Origin of the sequence: Burkholderia sp. Bp9140 (assembly GCF_003853425.1) — a bacterium.
Lineage (GTDB): Bacteria > Pseudomonadota > Gammaproteobacteria > Burkholderiales > Burkholderiaceae > Burkholderia.
This window is the reverse complement of record NZ_QTPQ01000044.1, coordinates 47,470-63,876: the sequence shown is the minus strand read 5'-3', so window position 1 is coordinate 63,876 and position 16,407 is coordinate 47,470. Positions and strand designations below refer to the sequence as shown.

Below are 16,407 nucleotides of genomic sequence, written 5' to 3'. Positions count from 1 at the left end.
TCACGCTCCAGCCGGTTGCGCGGCAGCCTCGTGCGCGAACGCATCGGCCTGTGGGGGGCGTGCGGCGGACACTGTATCCGTGAGCTGCAGCAGCGCGGCGAGCGCGACGATCGCGTCCGACGCTTCCTGCGGCGCGCACACGCCCGCGACGAAGCGATCCGGCCGCAGCAGCACAACCGACTGAGGAATCCGGCTGAACCAGTCTTTCAGCCGGCCCGTCGTATCGCCGATCGCGATCACGCCGTCAGGCACGTCGGCCACATAGTCGAGTTGCACGTCGGGCTTCGCCAGGACGAAGCACGCGCCGAGTCGCTCCCACACCGTGCGGGCCGCGTCGGTCAGCCCGAAGGTCGGGTCGCTGCCCCAACCGATCACCGCGAAGCGGTTGCCGATCGCGTCGTCGAGCCGCACCGTGCGGCCGTCGGCCGTGCGCACGCGCGGCTGGATGAACATCCGGCCGACCGGTGACTGGCCGAACGCATCGCGGCCATACACGAGCTGCCCCAGCCACGAACTACGCTTCTGGCTCATCAGGCCGAGCAGGCGCCCCGGCGCGGTGCCGCCCGCGCAGTCGAGCAGCCGGGCCAGCACGCCGCCGTCGCGTGTGCACTGCGGCAGCATCACAACGCCGGCTTCGTAGCGCGGCATAGGCTTGAAGCGCATCTCGACGAAATAGCGTTTCGCGGCCGGAATCAAACCGAGCGCGCGCACGAACCCGTCGCGCACGACACGGCCGACGCGCGTCGTCGGCGCGAAAATGTCGCCGGCGACTTCCGACAGATGAATCATCGAGCGCGCATGGTCGCGCCGCTCGAGCGTATAGCTCGCGAGCAGCTCGGGCCGCGCGAGCCCCTTTGCGACCATTGCGAGCTTCCAGCCGAGATTGCTCGCATCGCGAATCCCGCTGTTGTAGCCCTGCCCCTGCCAAACCGGCATGATGTGCGCGGCGTCGCCCGCGAGCAGCACGCGGCCGACATCGAAGCGGCGCGCGAGCCGCGCGTTGTGCGTATAGACGCGCTTGCGTATGTAGTCGACCTTGTCCGGATCGGCGACCACCTTGCGGATCAGCGCGGCAAGGTTTTCAGGCCGCGACAGCTGCTCCTCGGTTTCGCCGGGCATCACCATGAATTCGAAGCGGCGGATCCCATGTGGCAGCGCGGCCGACACGTAAGGTCGCCGCCAGTCGCAATGCAGGTACACGTGCGGCGAGCCGAGCGGATCGTTGCGCACGTCGACGACGATCCACTGGTTTGGCTTCGTGCGCCCTTCGAACGATACGTTGAGTGCGCGGCGCACGAAGCTGTTGCCGCCGTCCGCGCCGACCATGTACCCAGCACGCACGATCTTCTTCTCGCCTTGGGCGTCAACTATCTCAATCGTCACGCCGTCGCAGTCCTGGGCAAACGAGTCGACGGTGTGCCCAAATAGCACGCCTACGTGCGCGAATCGCGTCAGTCCATCGAACAGCACACGGTCCGCCAGCGGCTGGATGAATGCGTTGCGGCGCGACCAGCCAAATTCGTCGGTCCGAGGCTCGATGGACGCGAAGCAGCGGCCGCTACCAGCGACAAAGCGCATCCAGTGGTCGGGGGTCGTGTGTGGTAGCAGCGCGTCAGCGAGACCTACGGTCTGGAATACCCGAAGCGCTTCGTCATCGAGGCCGATCGCGCGGGGATAGTCGATAATCTGCTCGAGTTTCTCGATGATGATCGTTCCGACGCCTTGCTGTCCCAGCAGGTTAGCGATCATCAGGCCGACCGGGCCGGCGCCAACGATGGCGACGTCCGTTGCGATGACATGCGGGCTGCCCGACGCGGGCACAGCCTCATATTGGGCGGGCATCTATGTCTCCTGCAATGCTGTTTTAAGTGCTGCGCGGCCGGCTGCCGCGCGTCTCCACCATCGGACCGGCGCCAACGCGGCAAGCTCTGCTACGATGGACGAGTCTTCGCCGACGCCATCCACCGGGCCCTCTCTGCCGCCCATGCCTCCGGTTTCAAACAAAGTCTAAGGAGCGCGATATCGCGCCTCAACAATTTGAGTGGAATGTGCACTGGATGCACGCCATTGATTTAAAAGGACTTTATTGTGTCGAGATACACCAGCGTACGCGGCCTCGCGCGTGGCCTGCAGGTGCTGCGCGCGCTAAACGGGATGGAGAATGGCCGCGCGACTAGCCAGCAAATCAGCGATGCCACCGGGTTGCACAGAACGACGGTGCGGCGGCTCTTGGAAACTTTGGTCGAAGAAGGATGCGTGCGCCGTAGCCCGTCCGACGACAGCTTCAGGCTAGTGCTCGGCGTACGCTCGCTGAGCGAAGGTTTTACGGACGACGAATGGATTTCAACGGTAGCGCCGCCAGTGATGGCGCAACTAACACAACGTGTCGTCTGGCCGTCAGATTTGACGACACCCGATGGCGACGCGATGATCATTCGCGAAACCACGCACCGATTCAGTCCGCTGTCATTTCACCGATCGATGGTCGGGCGCCGGCTCCCGATGCTGTTGACCGCGGCTGGCCGCGCATATTTTGCTGCCTGTCCCGATGCCGAGCGAGCGGGCATCCTCGCACTGTTGCGAACCAATGCTGGCGATGAAGAGCAGCGCCGCCTCGCATTCGATGACGCGTATGTCGCGAATCTGATCCGCCAGACTCGCGCGGACGGATTTGGCATCAATGCGGGCGACTGGGGTGCCCAAAAAAAGATCGGCGCTATCGCTGTGGCCATCTCCGCGCGCGGGCACGTGCTCGGCAGCCTGAACGTGATCTATTTATCGAAGGCGATAACACCAGCCGAAGCAATTCGGCGTTTCGTACCCGAACTCAAGGTGGCTGCTCGAGAAATCGTCACTGCCCTTGAGGGCGCCGACGCAGGCTAAGATTGGGATTGCCGCCCCTTTGTTGCCATTGTCGGCTATAGCAGCCAGCGGACATAGGCAGGCCTTGGCGCCCACACCTTATTGAGTTCCATTTGGATCGATCGTTCGCAAACTCGTCTGGCATGCTGCGGCATGGCTATGACGAAGTGCTATGAACTCAAGTCGATCAGGCTCAGGGTATTCCCCGGGCGCCGATCGGTTTACTTATTGCGTTTCGTAACCATAGAATGCACCATCATGTCACATTAAGTTCGGTCCTTCGCCTTAAGTAACGCTACTGCCGTCCGTCAAATAGACAAAGCCAGCAAACAACAACGGACGCTTCAGCGTGCGCGTGTACTCGGCGAAGGACTGAGATCGATTTGGGATATACGAAGGCACATTCCAGTGATCCAACCAAACTATAGTAGTACCAACGCCAGTACATAATCCAACGCCAGTCCGTTCAAGGTTACGAAAATTTCCTTCCATTTAATTCGGACTACGATTATCTATAGATTCCAAAAAACACTGACTCAAAGTGTGAGCCAGCAAGGAGACAAGTCGTGCAAAGAACCGTTCGGAAAATTGCAGGGGCTGCATCGATCTTGCTTTCTCTATGCGCAGTGAATGCCATCGCCGCAGAGAAGATCACAATTATCGTTGGCGGTATCAATAAGCTTATCTATCTACCCGCTAAACTGACTGAATCTCTGGGCTACTTTCGCGATGAAGGCCTGGATGTCGACCTGCAATCGCAGCAAGCTGGCGTAGACGCAGAAAACGAGCTCGTCGCCGGCGCAGCGCAGGCGGTCGTCGGCTTCTACGATCACTCGATTGATCTCCAAGCCAAGGGGAAAGAGATCGAGAGCATTGTGCTCTTCGGCCTCGTACCAGGCAGCATGGAAATGGTTCGCAGCGACATGGCGACACAGATTCGGAACATGGGGGACCTCAGGGGCAAGACACTCGGCGTTACCGGACTCGGTTCATCGTCGGCCTTCATCGGGCACTTCCTCGCGGCAAGGTATGGTTTGAAGATGTCGGATTATTCAACGCTGCCGGTAGGTGCGGGCAATGCCTTGCTTGCGGCGGTAAAGCAACGTCGAGTCGAGGTTGTATGGAGCACGGAACCCACGACTTCATTGCTGCGCGCGACCGGGGACGCACAGGTGCTTGTCGATTTGAGCAGCGTCGACGGCACGAAGGCGGCTCTTGGTGGCTTGTACCCGGCATCGAGCCTCTACGTCCAACGTACATGGGCCGATAGCCATCGGGATGACGCACAGAAGCTTGCGCGGGCGTTTGTCCGGACGCTTCGCTTCATCCAGACCCACTCGGCGGAAGAGATTGCGAACAAGATGCCCGCTGACTACTACGGCGGCAGCAAGAGCCTTTACGTGAAGGCCCTTCAAGCATCGATGCCGATGTATTCGCCGGACGGAAAAATGCCTGCCGGCGGACCCGAAACCGTCCTGAAGGTATTGAGCGAGTTCAATCCGAACATCAAGGGGCGACACATCGATCTCTCCAGAACGTTCACCAACGACTTCGTCAATCGGGCGCAAGCACCTCGCTGATTCCCCACTTCTCTAGGCCCGTAAGGTAGCAATTGATTCAGCCCAGGAGGATGCAAAGTACTTCCAGTATTCGCTCGGCCCGGGCTACTTCCTTTCGAAGCGTACCGACGTATATGCCGTCGCCATATATCAACCACGCATCCGGAGTCGGCTCGACCGGCAATGCAGTTGTGTCCGAGATCAACACCCAATCGGCCTCGGGCAACAGCAACCAACTGCTCGCTCGCATCGGCATTCGCCCCAGGTTCTGATCGGCTCGATGATTAATCCACCTCGCTGGCGCGGAAACGCCAGCGAGTGGCGCACTCGACGATACATGCTCTACCGACGCACCGCACTCGCCGGAAGCCGTGACAGGAGGAGCGGGAGTTCTAGCGCCAGCCTACAAAAATGGGCGAATCATATGATCGCACCTGTCCCACCGTCCTGCAGCAGATCGCACCACATTGAACGCGAAGGCATCCGATAGCAAATGCGACCATGTCCTTCAAACCTGTAAGGAACAGCGTTCGAGACGGTGTAAACACTGAGCAGCCGCACATCCGATTGCGTTTTATGATCATAAAACGCTATACTCAAATCTCACGACGGGCTTCGTGCTAGCCCCCTATCGGAAAGCGGCGTCATGTGGGGCGCGCACTGGATGCCCGTCTCCCCATATCAACCTTGGCGTCAGCATACGCGGCGCCCCCATTTTTTGATCGGAGAGGCAGCATGACCATGAAGACCCCCTCGGGCGCGGCCCTTCTCAAGCCGGAAACTCTGCTGACGCATGAGCGCGGCGGCGGCGCCCGCACAACGCCCCTCGTGTCGCGCGACCTGGGCACGACAAGCTTCATCACGGGATACACCTCGTTTGATCCGGGCGTGGAGATCCCCTTCCATAGCCACAACTGCCAGGAAAGCGTGGTCCTCATGGAGGGTGATGCAATTCTCGACATCGATGGTCTGGAGTACCAGTTGAAACCTCACGACGTCACGTTCATTCCGCCCAACGTCAATCACCGCTTCCGCAACCTCTCGAAAACGAATCCGATGAAGATTCTCTGGATTTACGCCACACCGGAAGCGACCCGCACGCTGACGGCCACGGGCCAGACGAATCCGGTCTCTGCGGAGCATGGTAAGCACTGATCGAGTGCCTCGAGATAACCGAGTCCAGGCTCGATAGTCACCCGTTGCGTCGTGCGTCGTGAATTCTCGAACCTGTTCATTTCTGCACCGCTATACGACGCGTCGCGGCTTGCTGGGCGCCAATTGGCGCTTCCAGGCACGCGACAGCGACTCCCCCTCGGGTCCAGCATTGCCACCTAGATTGTCGGCATCATCAGGAGATTCAAATGCCATTCACCGTTCAAGCAGAAGAGCTCACCGCATTTGGTACGGCAATTCTGGAAACCTTGGGCGTTCCTCGACAAGACGCGCACCTGCTGGCCGACAGTCTAGTCACGGCGGAGCTTTGGGGTCACTCTTCTCACGGGATGTTGCGCCTTCCCTGGTACGTTGGGCGCCTTCGCACCGGCGTAATGACCGCCGTGACCGCACCTGAGAAAGTGCTTGATGGCGGTGCTGTCTCGATTCTCGACGGGCGTCACGGCATCGGTCAGGTGCTGACGGCGTCGGCCATACAACTCGGTATCGAGCGTGCGAGCCAATACGGTATTAGTGCAGTCGGCATACGCAATTCGAACCATTTCGGCACGGCCGCGTATTTCACGCGCGAATCCGCCAAGGCGGGGTGTGTTGCATTCCTCGCAACCAATGCCAGTCCTGCGATGGCGCCATGGGGAGGCCGCGAAAAAAGTGTCGGCACCAATCCGTGGTCGATCGCTGCACCGGGAGGCCGCCGTGGCGTCGCGGTGATGGATATCGCCAATACCGCGGTCGCTCGGGGCAAAATCTACCTCGCCGCGGAGCGAGGAGTGCCAATCCCCGACAACTGGGCTGCCGACGAGCAGGGTGTTCCGACGACCGACGCCAGCAAGGCGATTCACGGCCTCATATTGCCGATGGCCGGGCATAAAGGGTACGTCATTTCGTTCATGATGGACGTGCTTGCTGGCGTTCTTACCGGTAGCCACTTCGGGTCAAACGTCGTTGGTCCATACGACGCCACGAAGCCAAGCGGCTGCGGCCATTTGCTGATCACGATCGACATCAAGTCGATGATGCCGGTCGCAGAATTTGAACGTCGCATGGAGACCCTGATCGATGAGATCAAGGACGTGCCGAAAGCCCATGGCGTAGAAGAAATCTTCTTCCCGGGCGAGCTTGAGGACCGCAACACCGAGAAACTGCGTGAGACCGGAATCACGCTTGCGGACAATACTTGGCAAAGCATGAGCAAACTCGCCGAAGAAACTGGCACCCCACTGCCCATTTCCGCGCACGCTTAACACCCAGGAGCATTGAATGATCGCGCTTATCGTTTCCCTGAAGGTCCATCCGGAACGCCTCGAAGACTTTCTCGACGCCATCAAGGAGAACGCGACTCGCACGTTCTCCGACGAGGCCGGCTGCAAGTATTTCGACGTGACGCAGGACATCAAGGATCCTCTCCATTTCATGTTCTACGAACTTTACGAAGACGACGCGGCGATTGACGCGCACCGAGCCGCACCGCATTTCGCCAAGTGGCGCGAAGCAGCCGACCGATGCGTGGTGAAGGGTAGCCAGGTCAACACGCTGTGCACCCAACTCTTCCACCACGCTTAATCATGCTGCCGCGTGCAAGCAATGCGTGCGGTCATAGAAGAATTTGAAGGATCAAGTCATGACACTTGAAATCACTACCGTTAATCCAGTCAACGGCGAGGCACTCGAAACCTATCAAAGCTGGAGCGCCGAACGCATTGACGATGCCGTGGCAGCTGGCCATGCCGCGGCCCAGTCTTGGGGCAAAGCACCGCTCGCTCAACGCGTCGCTGCCGTCCGGCGGCTCGCCGAGGAACTCCGACGCCAAAGCGCTTCACTTAGCCAACTCGTAACCATCGAGATGGGCAAAATCGCGGCGGAAGCTGCGGGCGAAGTAGAGAAATCCGCCGTTACTGCGCTCTACTACGCTGACAATGCGGAACGCATTCTCGGCGACGAGCAAGTCAACATCGAGGGAGTCGACGCGTGGGTGAGCTACGAACCCATCGGCCTCATACTGGCAGTCATGCCGTGGAATTTCCCCGTATGGCAAGTCATGCGCTTCGCGATCCCGTCGCTGACCGCTGGAAACGGTGTGGTCCTCAAGCACTCGCCGAACGTAACAGGTTGTGCGTTGGCCCTCGAACAGCTTTTCGTCGACGCTGGATTTCCGAAGAATCTCGTCATCACCTTGGTCGTCGCCGAACCAAACGTTCCCCAGGTCATTGACACCCTTATTCGTGACGACCGCATCGCTGCTGTGACCCTGACCGGCTCGAACCGCGCTGGAGCCGCCGTCGGCGCCGCGGCGGGGCGCGAATCCAAGCGGTCGGTACTTGAGCTCGGCGGCTCTGACGCATTCGTCATACTCGATGATGCAGACGTCCCGCGGGCGGTCGAGGCGGCTGTCAAGGCTCGTTTCAACAACGCCGGCCAGAGCTGCGTGTGCGCAAAACGCTTCATCGTTTCGGAGGCGATTGCCGAGACCTTCACCGAGCAGTTCGTGAAGAAGGTTGACGCCATCGTAGTCGGCGACCCAACCGACTCGGGCACCTACATGGGGCCCCTCGCTCGAGCAGATCTGCGAGATGCGCTCGATAGCCAAGTCAAGCGTTCGCTCGAAGCGGGCGCGAAGTTGCTTACCGGCGGCAAGGCAATCGACGGCCCGGGATATTTTTACGCGCCCACGGTCATTGGGAACACTGCACCAGGCGTCGCGGCGTTCGATGAAGAAACCTTCGGCCCGCTCGCCGTTATTGCTGTCGCTAAAGACGATGGCGATGCAATCCGTTTGGCCGACGCGACCAATTTCGGTTTGTCGATCAGCATCTGGTCGGCGTCGACAGATCGGGCGCTCGCTATTGCCAAGGGTGTTACGACCGGCGCAGCGTTCATCAATGCGATGACAGCATCCGACGCCCGCGTACCATTCGGTGGAACGAAGAAGTCTGGGTATGGCCGAGAACTCGCAACGGCGGGTATTCGCGAGTTTACGAATACCCGAACCTACTGGACGGTCCGGCCCAAGTAAGCCGCGCGTCGTCTCAAAGAATCCCTGCCGACGAGGCAGGGATCCTTCCATTTCCCTCAACACGACCCTCGATCCGTCCTGTTCCATGACCTGACGCTGCGCATTCGCGTATGCGGTCTTCAAATCCCCGTGTCGCTCTGCGATTGCCTTCACCTCTCTTCTCAAGGAAAAGTCCATACGTTCGACTTTCGAAGTCCGACGGGCTTGACCATACGTACGAAGCCACCGTGAAGCGCTGTTTCGGCTACAGCGGGACACCAGGCACTGCACGTTCGCTAGTGACGCGCTGCAGCGGATCGGCGCGCTGTACACGATTGAGGACCAGATCCACGGCGAACCGCCTAACGAACGCTGGCGCGTGCGCAAAGAGCTGGGGGTGCCGCAGCTCAACGACATGAAGCGGCGGTTCAACGCAACTCTTGCCACGCTCTCCGCGACGTAGAACACGATCAAGGCAATCCGGTACGCGCTAAATCGCTAGCCGGCGCTCATTTACTACTGCAGTTACGGGCGCGTGGAAATCGGAAATACGAGCGCCGCGCGAGTGCTGCGCGGCATCGCTCTCGGACGGCGAAACTGACTGTATGCCGACTCCAACTCCGGTGGCGAACGTGCCTCGGGATGTATAGTTTAATCCGCACCGTACGCCTGAACGGCATCAATCCCGAGGCGTATCTCGCCTATATGCTCAAGCGCATCGCTGATCATCCGGTCAACTGCATTGATGAGTTCATGTCGGGGACTGTGGCACCGGCGCTGCCGTCAACCGCTCGCGTCGAACAGCCACGGCGCTCCACGAAATGAGTCGCCGCATGAATTTGCTAAGAACGCTGATAGTGGGGAATTCGGGCTCGGGAAAAAGCTGGCTTGCCCAACGAGTTGCTAATCGCATGGGATCACCCTGTATAGACTTGGATTCGATTCATTGGCTTCCCGGCGGGTACAACGTTGCCCGTGCGCGCAACGAGGCCGTACAACTGCTGGGTGATTGAAGGAATTTACGGCTCTCTCGCCAACGAGATCCGTACTGACTCTGCCGTACTGGTCTGGCTGTGTCTCAACGAAGCGGAATGTGTTGAGAACATTCGCCAACGCGGTATACGTCGTGGAGGAGACGCGGCTGCATTCGCAGCGTTGTTGGATTGGGCTTCGACGTATCACAGCCGTCAGGGACCGAGCTCGTACATTGGCGACCAGAAACTGTTTGACGACTATGGGGCAGACAAGCGAGTTCTTCGATCACGCGATGCCGTAATGGCCTTTTTGGACCGTCGGTAAACGTAGCGTGTCGTTGTAGCTCAACCGTGCGCAGAATGCGCCTATATCGAAACGATGACGTCAATACGGCGTTGGCTAGACTCTTACGGACATCATTGACGCCGGGAGACTTCGCGAACGCGAGATTGCGCATCGCTTCAGCTCTGTAGGGCCGGTCACCAGCGAGCGTGCAATTGACCTTCCGGTGCTGAAATGACCGGACGCCACAACTCGCCCGCCCCTGCAGATCACGAGTGTGCGGAAGCTGGAGCCTGCGTGTGGGAACTCTGGCCAACTACCGGCGAACGAGTCATAGTCATCACAACTACCGCACCAACGAGGAGGAGAAGGCCGGCAATCCCAAACGCCCAATCGTAGCTGCCCGTGGCTTGAATCACGTAGCCCGTCGCGATCGGAGCGATCATTCCGAAAATATTCCCCCCAACCACCACGAACGCCATTGCTTTGGCTACGTGCTTGGCACTCGGCAGCAGATCGTTCAGCAGAGCAAAGTTCAGCGAGGTCGTCGACGCAATCCCTGCCAGCGCGATCGAAAAAACCACCAGCAGCGTGGCGAGACTCGAGATGAACGGGACAGCCAAGATTGCAGAGCCCGTGAGCATCGCCATTGCAACCGCGTTGCGGCGCCGACCGGATCCAACACCGCTCTTTTTCAAGTGTCGATCGCTGAGTCGGCCGACACCGATGCACAACAGCACTGCCGCGGCATAAGGAACCGCTGCGATAGCGCCCGTGTGGGCCAGCGTCAGATGTCGCGTTGACTGCAGATAGCTCGGCAGCCACGTCAGGAAAAGATATTGCGTATAGACATTACAGCCTTGCGTGATCGCCAAACCCCAAAGTGTGCGCGACCGGAGCAGCGTGCGCAGGCCGCCGGCGGTACTCGCGTCCTCTTCGTCGACAACGACCGGGGTCGAGCTGCGCTCGCGAAGAATCTTCGCTCTCTCGTCTGACTGCAACCACCGCACCTTTTCCGGAGAATTGAAGAAAGCGAGCCACGCCGCGAGCCACACGAAGCCGATGCCTCCAGCGATAACGAACGAGAGCCGCCACCCGAAGGCCGCAACCAATGCGCCGAGGAGCACCGAACAAATGGCCGGGCCAGCATACGAGCCGCTATTGAACATCGACGTGACCATCCCGCGTTCACCTGCCGGGATCCATTGGCGAATGACCTTGCCCCCGACTGGGTTGCTGGTCGACTCACCCGCCCCCATCACCAGGCGCGCAGTAATCAGGCTCGCAAAACTCGTCGCGGCGCCGGTCAGAGCTGTCGCTGCGGACCAGACGAAGATCCCGATCCCAGCCATTCGCTTGGTACCAAATCGGTCAACCAGGAAACCCATCGGCAGAAGAAATAGTGCATAACTCCAGATAAACGAAGAGAACAGGTAACCCATGCCCACCGCGGAGAGGTGGAACTCGTGTTCGATCGGCTTTGCCGCGATCGAAAGAGCAATCCGATCCATGTAATTGATCATGGAGAGGGAAAACAGGAAGACGGCGATCCATCCTCGGCGATACGACATGATTTGTCTCCAGCTGCTCTGGCGGTATCGAGCCTGTCGCCGAAACCGCTTTAAGTGTTTTGTGATCACAAAATGCACTTTTGGTTTTAAAAAAACGCCGTTGATCTCGCGGCGTCTCTCACCTGTTCAGATTCACGATTCTTCGGGGAACACCTCCTGAGCGCGCACCTTCGCCCGGCGCGCGCCATCGATATGCTCCCGAAGCAGCGTGGCGGCCTTAAGCAGATCGTTTTGGGCGATTGCATCCAGGATGGCAAGGTGTTCCTTCGCTTGTCCCTGGCGCGGCTTGCGAGCTCTTGCCTGCCGATACTCGACAAGGCGACGCAAGCGGTCCATGCGACGGACGGATTGGGCAATAAAGCGGTTGCCAGACCATTTCGCGATCGTTTCGTGAAACTCGCTGTTGGCCTCGAAAAGCTCGACCGAGTTCATCGTGAGGTAGCCGGAGCCGGCAATGAACTCCTGCCGCCGGCGCAACTCCTCCAGTTCCACGCGATCTGCTTTGAACATCGGGGACATAACACCGGTCGGCTCGATAGAGGCGCGGAACAAGTAGCTCTCTTCATACGCGTCCACCGAATCAATCATCGGCATGAATTGCCAACCATGCCCGACCTGCCGCTCCAGCCAGCCCTCTTCTTGCATCCTCGACAACACACGCCGCAATTCGCTACGCGAAACTTCGTACTGGCGCATCAGGTCGGCCTCCGTGACCACATCAGGAAGCCGGCGCGAAAGACGATCGTCGGCGATCTTCAGGTACAGCGGATCGTCGGGTTCGTTGAAAAAGTGCTCGGCGACCGCCGTCACATCGCGGGCTGGCTGCGCCATGAAAAACCCGCGATTCGCGTCGTAATAAACGACACCGAGCGTCGCCAGATGGTGGAGTGCTGCATTCACCGGCGTGCGGGACGTGCCGATTTTTTCGGCAAGCAGGGATTCCGCCAATCGATCCCCAATTGCCAGATCTTCGCGTCTGGCAAGGGCAATGATTTCGCGGGCGACACGCGTCTGCAAGGGAGTAAGGATCGGGCTTTCGAGAGAGCTGTCCATATTTTGTACGGGCGACAAATGGCCGTTCACCACGGCTGCGTGAGCCGAGGCCAAACTGGTGTGAACAACCGATTTTGCCATTGCCGCTCTCCTCGTGAGTCTCCCTGGCGCTCCGCTCAGGGTAACCACCTGCCTCAAATGCATTTGCTTATTGCGTTTCATGATCATAGAATGCACAAACACGAAACGCAAGCAATGCCTGCTTGCCTTGGAGAAAACCCCGATGTTCGGCTTTTTCGGTTACCAGATGCTCCCACGGCCGGCTCGACCGGCCACTCCCGGGATACTGCTTCCGCAGGTGGCCGTCAGCGATCAGGCTGGCTAATCATGGAACGCACTTTCGCTTTTGTAGGCTGTCGAACGACCCGCGCACGCAACGCCGAAGGAACTGGCATCTCTGTTTTCGAGATCGACCCGTCGGGTGGCTGGCAGCATTGTCAGACACTTGAGCCATTGGTCAATCCGAGCTTTCTTGCGTTAAGCGAGGCACAAGACCGGCTTTATGCGGTGCATGGCGACGAAAGCGAAGTGAGCGCCTATCGGTTCGATTCTGTCTCAGGGCTACTCAGCGCCTTGAATGTGCGTTCTGGCGTTGGACGCAACCCTGTGCATGTCGAATTTTCGCGCGACGGTTCGTCGCTCGTCATCGCAGGCTATGCGACCGGATCCTTGACGCCGGTGCCGATCGCCAGCGATGGCTCGCTCAATTCTCCTTCGCTTCCCGTTGTGCTCGAGGGGCGTCCAGGCCCCCATCGCGTTGAACAGGTATCGTCCCACCCGCATCACGTACCCCGCTACAGCACACGCTTCGTCGATAGTGATTGGTACATCGTACCGGACAAGGGACTGGACACTGTCTTCGCCGTAAGATGGTTGTCCGATGGCTCGTCTGTTGTGAAATGCGCCCGGGCACGAGAAGGCGCTGGTCCACGTCACGCGGCGTTCCACCCCTTGCGGCCATACGTTTATGTCGTCAACGAGCTCGATTCGACTTTGACGAGCTGGTTGTTCAACCATTCAACGGGTGATCTGACGGCAGTAAACACCGTCTCGGTAATACCGGGTGACTACCACGGTTGGAGTCGTGCAGCAGGAATCGCCATCGCGGCCGACGGCCGGTCGCTGTATGTCACGAACCGAGGCCACGATACGATCGCAACCTTTTGTCTCGATCCAACCACATGCCTCCCCACCGACATTGCGTGGACGCCGACCGGAGGATCGTTTCCGCGGTTCCTCTGCCTGGGCCCAGACGGCAAGACGCTGTATGTAGCAAATGAAAACTCACATTCGATCGTTCAGTTCTTGCTCGAATCTGGTAGCGGGCGGCCTGTTGCAACGGGCCGCCGCGTTGAAACTGGAAGCCCAGTTTGCATTGTCTTCGCTCGCTTCGGTACGTAGATGTCGGTGAAGAACCGCACCGCGGGGTTCGAACCAGGACATTGTTTAAGCCTGGCTGGCGAGAGGCGTCGCTCATGAATTCAGGCTGCTGACAATCGCAAACGGTGGGAGTCATCTGAGTTGCGCATCGAAAAGAATGGCAATTTAAGAGAATTTCACCAATATATTCTGCATACCTTATTTAATATCACGACGGTTGCTCGTTAAACTTGAGATTACATAGGAGACGTTACATGCAACAAACGAGAGAACTCTCTTCAGATAATGCAGGCATCCGTAGAAGCAGTTTCTGGCCTTATGGTTGGTGGGCAATCGTTGAACTGCGCATAGGCATTGTTCCGCTGCCGATCTACCTTCTCCTGATCGCGCTCGTGGCAGGCTTCGTTACGACGGGCAAGGTTCCCGGTGAGATCTCGATGGCGATCGCGGTCCTGGTGCTTTGCGGCTTCACTTGTGCGGAGATCGGTAAACGCATGCCAATCTTCAACAAGATCGGCTCCGCTGCGATCGTCGCCACGTTTCTTCCCTCGTTTCTCGCGTTTCATCAGTTGCTTCCTGCCAAGTTGATCGGCATGGTGACAAACTTCACGCATGTGAGCAACTTCATGTATCTGTTCATCGCGTCGATTATCGTTGGCAGCATCTTCAGTATGGATCGCGAGGTGCTGATCCGAGGATTTGCCAAAATATTCTTTCCACTCGCTGCCGGGTCCATCGTTGGTGGAATCGTCGGAACCATCGTGGGAACCGTGCTCGGCCTCGGCACCAAGCACACCCTTCTCTACATTGTCATCCCGATCATGGCCGGAGGCGTAGGTGAAGGGGCGATTCCCCTTTCCGTCGGTTATTCGGAAATTATGAAGATCCCGCAAGGTCCGGTATTTGCGGAAGTCCTACCGGCGGTCATGATCGGAAGCTTGTGTGCCATCCTATTCTCGGGTGTTCTCAATTGGGTCGGTGAAAAGCGACCGCACCTGACCGGACGCGGTACGCTGCAGCCGGCTGCCGAACTTCCGACGACGCCGGTCGACGAATCGGCGCCGTCCACTCCCGACGTAAATACTGTCGCTGCAGCTGCGATCACCGCCATCTCCCTGTACCTGGTGGGCCTCCTGGGACATCGGTTGCTCGGATTGCCTGCACCCGTGGCGATGCTCTTCATTGCCGTCTTCATCAAGGTCTGTCGGCTTGTTTCTCCGAATCTTGAAGGCGGCGCGCGGGTTGTCTACCAATTCTTCTCGACCGCGGTCACTTACCCGTTGCTGTTTGCAATCGGAACTGCAATGACACCGTGGGACAAGCTCGTCGCTGCCATTAATGTCGCAAACGTCGTAACCATCGCGAGTACTGTAGCGGCCCTGATGGGCACCGGCTACCTTGTCGGCAAATGGTTGAAAATGTATCCGATCGACACCGCAATCGTGAATGCCTGTCACAGCGGCCAGGGTGGTACCGGAGACGTCGCCATACTCACGGCCTGCAACCGTATGAACCTGATGCCATTCGCGCAGATTGCGACACGGATTGGAGGAGCAATCACAGTTACGGTGACCCTTCTCCTTCTGGCACATGCGTTCTAACGTGTGTCCGAAGCAGACGGGAAAATAGTCGTGACGAGCAACATGCGTGAGCTCCTCCGCACACGTCAACCCGGCTACGCAGCACCGGACCGACACAAGCGGCGCCCCCAGCGGCTACAAGCGTACGTCCGTCCACGTGCTGCGCTTTCAAGCTGGTCCCAACACGATTTGGATCTTGAATCCGAAACGGAGAAACCGGCGACCGGCAACTTTTCTGTTTCCGGTGTCGGCTGGAGGTTGTACCGGTATTGCTTTAGATCGAAGCAACACCGACGGTCATGCCGCCACAAACATACAAGGTCTGTCCCGTAACAAAGCCACTGGACGGTTCTAGAAAGAAAGCGATTGCTCGTGCAACGTCCTCCGGCACCCCCAGCCGCTTGACCGGAACGCTCGCAATAATGGCCCGTGTCCGCGGGGATTCCGGAGGATTAGCTGCATCGAATAGCTCCGTCCGAATCGGGCCAGGACCAACTGCGTTAGCCGTAATTCCCCAGGTACCGAGTTCGAGTGCCCATACGCGCGTCATCCCCAACAGAGCCGCCTTACTCGCTGCATATGCCGTGCGCAATTCCTTTCCTAACGCAGCTCGAGACGAGACATTCACGATACGACCGAACGCAGCCTCCTTCATTCCCGGAAGAAGTGCCTGCATACACTGATGCGCGCACCGGACATTCAGATCCAAGACCTTTCCGAGATCCTCCAGCGTCTGGGTACTTGCGTCGGCCGGCGCTACCATTCCGACGTTATTCACTAGCCTCGTTATTGGCCCCCCTGCCAAGGCGTCCGCAAGGGCATTGGCACAATCCGCTGGATCCGAAAGATCCGCAATTATTCCATCTCCTACTTTGTCGATTACAACCACGTCATAACCGTCTTCCCTGCACCGGCTGGCCACGGCGGCACCAATACCACTCGCTCCCCCAGTTACAAGAACCCGCTCTTTCATCATAGCC

12 protein-coding genes and 1 pseudogene are annotated in these 16,407 nt (G+C 58.7%); 9 read left to right on the top strand and 4 right to left on the bottom strand.

What is annotated here, in order from left to right:
• Entirely contained in the window at positions 1–1,842 is a 1,842-nt protein-coding gene (locus DIE21_RS30285) for a bifunctional 3-(3-hydroxy-phenyl)propionate/3-hydroxycinnamic acid hydroxylase (protein ID WP_124501124.1), read from the bottom strand.
• Positions 1,843–2,088: 246 nt separating this feature from the next.
• Here DIE21_RS30285 and DIE21_RS30280 point away from each other — a divergent pair, with 246 nt between their 5' ends.
• The 7 genes and pseudogenes from DIE21_RS30280 to DIE21_RS37975 all read left to right on the top strand — a co-directional run.
• Positions 2,089–2,883, top strand: coding sequence for a DNA-binding transcriptional regulator (locus tag DIE21_RS30280; RefSeq protein WP_124501123.1), 795 nt, complete (start codon positions 2,089–2,091; stop codon positions 2,881–2,883).
• Between the two features lie 545 nt (positions 2,884–3,428).
• Positions 3,429–4,442: an ABC transporter substrate-binding protein gene (locus DIE21_RS30275; protein ID WP_260426747.1), complete on the top strand. Its 1,014-nt coding sequence runs from the start codon at positions 3,429–3,431 to the stop codon at positions 4,440–4,442.
• A 714-nt stretch (positions 4,443–5,156) separates the two neighbouring features.
• Positions 5,157–5,576 (top strand): cupin domain-containing protein, encoded by a 420-nt coding sequence (locus tag DIE21_RS30270; RefSeq protein ID WP_124501121.1) that lies wholly within the window; start codon positions 5,157–5,159, stop codon positions 5,574–5,576.
• A 206-nt stretch (positions 5,577–5,782) separates the two neighbouring features.
• Positions 5,783–6,838, top strand: a complete 1,056-nt coding sequence (locus DIE21_RS30265; protein ID WP_124501120.1) for an Ldh family oxidoreductase — start codon at positions 5,783–5,785, stop codon at positions 6,836–6,838.
• Positions 6,839–6,854: 16 nt separating this feature from the next.
• Entirely contained in the window at positions 6,855–7,157 is a 303-nt protein-coding gene (locus tag DIE21_RS30260; RefSeq protein WP_124501119.1) for a putative quinol monooxygenase, read from the top strand.
• Between the two features lie 58 nt (positions 7,158–7,215).
• Entirely contained in the window at positions 7,216–8,607 is a 1,392-nt protein-coding gene (locus tag DIE21_RS30255) for an aldehyde dehydrogenase family protein (protein WP_124501118.1), read from the top strand.
• 280 nt (positions 8,608–8,887) lie between these two features.
• Positions 8,888–9,411 (top strand): annotated as a pseudogene (locus tag DIE21_RS37975) (transposase); the annotation flags it as partial.
• A gap of 701 nt (positions 9,412–10,112) precedes the next feature.
• On the opposite strand, the gene DIE21_RS30240 reads toward DIE21_RS37975, so the two are convergent.
• Both DIE21_RS30240 and DIE21_RS30235 read right to left on the bottom strand, forming a co-directional pair.
• Positions 10,113–11,414: an MFS transporter gene (locus tag DIE21_RS30240; protein ID WP_124501116.1), complete on the bottom strand. Its 1,302-nt coding sequence runs from the start codon at positions 11,412–11,414 to the stop codon at positions 10,113–10,115.
• 132 nt (positions 11,415–11,546) lie between these two features.
• Positions 11,547–12,548 carry a GntR family transcriptional regulator gene (locus DIE21_RS30235; protein ID WP_260426746.1) on the bottom strand — a complete coding sequence of 334 codons (1,002 nt, stop codon included), beginning with the start codon at positions 12,546–12,548 and terminating at the stop codon, positions 11,547–11,549.
• A 246-nt stretch (positions 12,549–12,794) separates the two neighbouring features.
• Between DIE21_RS30235 and DIE21_RS30230 the strand changes: the two genes are divergently transcribed.
• Together DIE21_RS30230 and DIE21_RS30225 are read left to right on the top strand one after the other, a co-directional pair.
• Positions 12,795–13,868, top strand: a complete 1,074-nt coding sequence (locus DIE21_RS30230) for a lactonase family protein (RefSeq protein ID WP_185640672.1) — start codon at positions 12,795–12,797, stop codon at positions 13,866–13,868.
• 233 nt (positions 13,869–14,101) lie between these two features.
• Complete coding sequence (locus tag DIE21_RS30225) at positions 14,102–15,448, top strand: 2-hydroxycarboxylate transporter family protein (RefSeq protein WP_124501114.1); 1,347 nt, start codon at positions 14,102–14,104, stop codon at positions 15,446–15,448.
• A 253-nt stretch (positions 15,449–15,701) separates the two neighbouring features.
• On the opposite strand, the gene DIE21_RS30220 is transcribed toward DIE21_RS30225, so the two are convergent.
• A complete protein-coding gene (locus tag DIE21_RS30220) occupies positions 15,702–16,403 on the bottom strand; it encodes an SDR family oxidoreductase (protein WP_124501113.1) in 702 nt (233 codons plus the stop codon).
• Between the last annotated feature and the right edge of the window lie 4 nt (positions 16,404–16,407).

Bases quoted from the DNA above. Each gene is read 5' to 3' on its own strand.
- DIE21_RS30240 (WP_124501116.1), bottom strand. From the start codon at position 11,414: ATGTCGTATCGCCGAGGATGGATCGCCGTCTTCCTGTTTTCCCTCTCC.
- DIE21_RS30255 (WP_124501118.1), top strand. From the start codon at position 7,216: ATGACACTTGAAATCACTACCGTTAATCCAGTCAACGGCGAGGCACTC.
- DIE21_RS30220 (WP_124501113.1), bottom strand. From the start codon at position 16,403: ATGATGAAAGAGCGGGTTCTTGTAACTGGGGGAGCGAGTGGTATTGGT.
- DIE21_RS30230 (WP_185640672.1), top strand. From the start codon at position 12,795: ATGGAACGCACTTTCGCTTTTGTAGGCTGTCGAACGACCCGCGCACGC.
- DIE21_RS30285 (WP_124501124.1), bottom strand. From the start codon at position 1,842: ATGCCCGCCCAATATGAGGCTGTGCCCGCGTCGGGCAGCCCGCATGTC.
- DIE21_RS30265 (WP_124501120.1), top strand. From the start codon at position 5,783: ATGCCATTCACCGTTCAAGCAGAAGAGCTCACCGCATTTGGTACGGCA.
- DIE21_RS30225 (WP_124501114.1), top strand. From the start codon at position 14,102: ATGCAACAAACGAGAGAACTCTCTTCAGATAATGCAGGCATCCGTAGA.
- DIE21_RS30235 (WP_260426746.1), bottom strand. From the start codon at position 12,548: ATGGCAAAATCGGTTGTTCACACCAGTTTGGCCTCGGCTCACGCAGCC.
- DIE21_RS30260 (WP_124501119.1), top strand. From the start codon at position 6,855: ATGATCGCGCTTATCGTTTCCCTGAAGGTCCATCCGGAACGCCTCGAA.
- DIE21_RS30270 (WP_124501121.1), top strand. From the start codon at position 5,157: ATGACCATGAAGACCCCCTCGGGCGCGGCCCTTCTCAAGCCGGAAACT.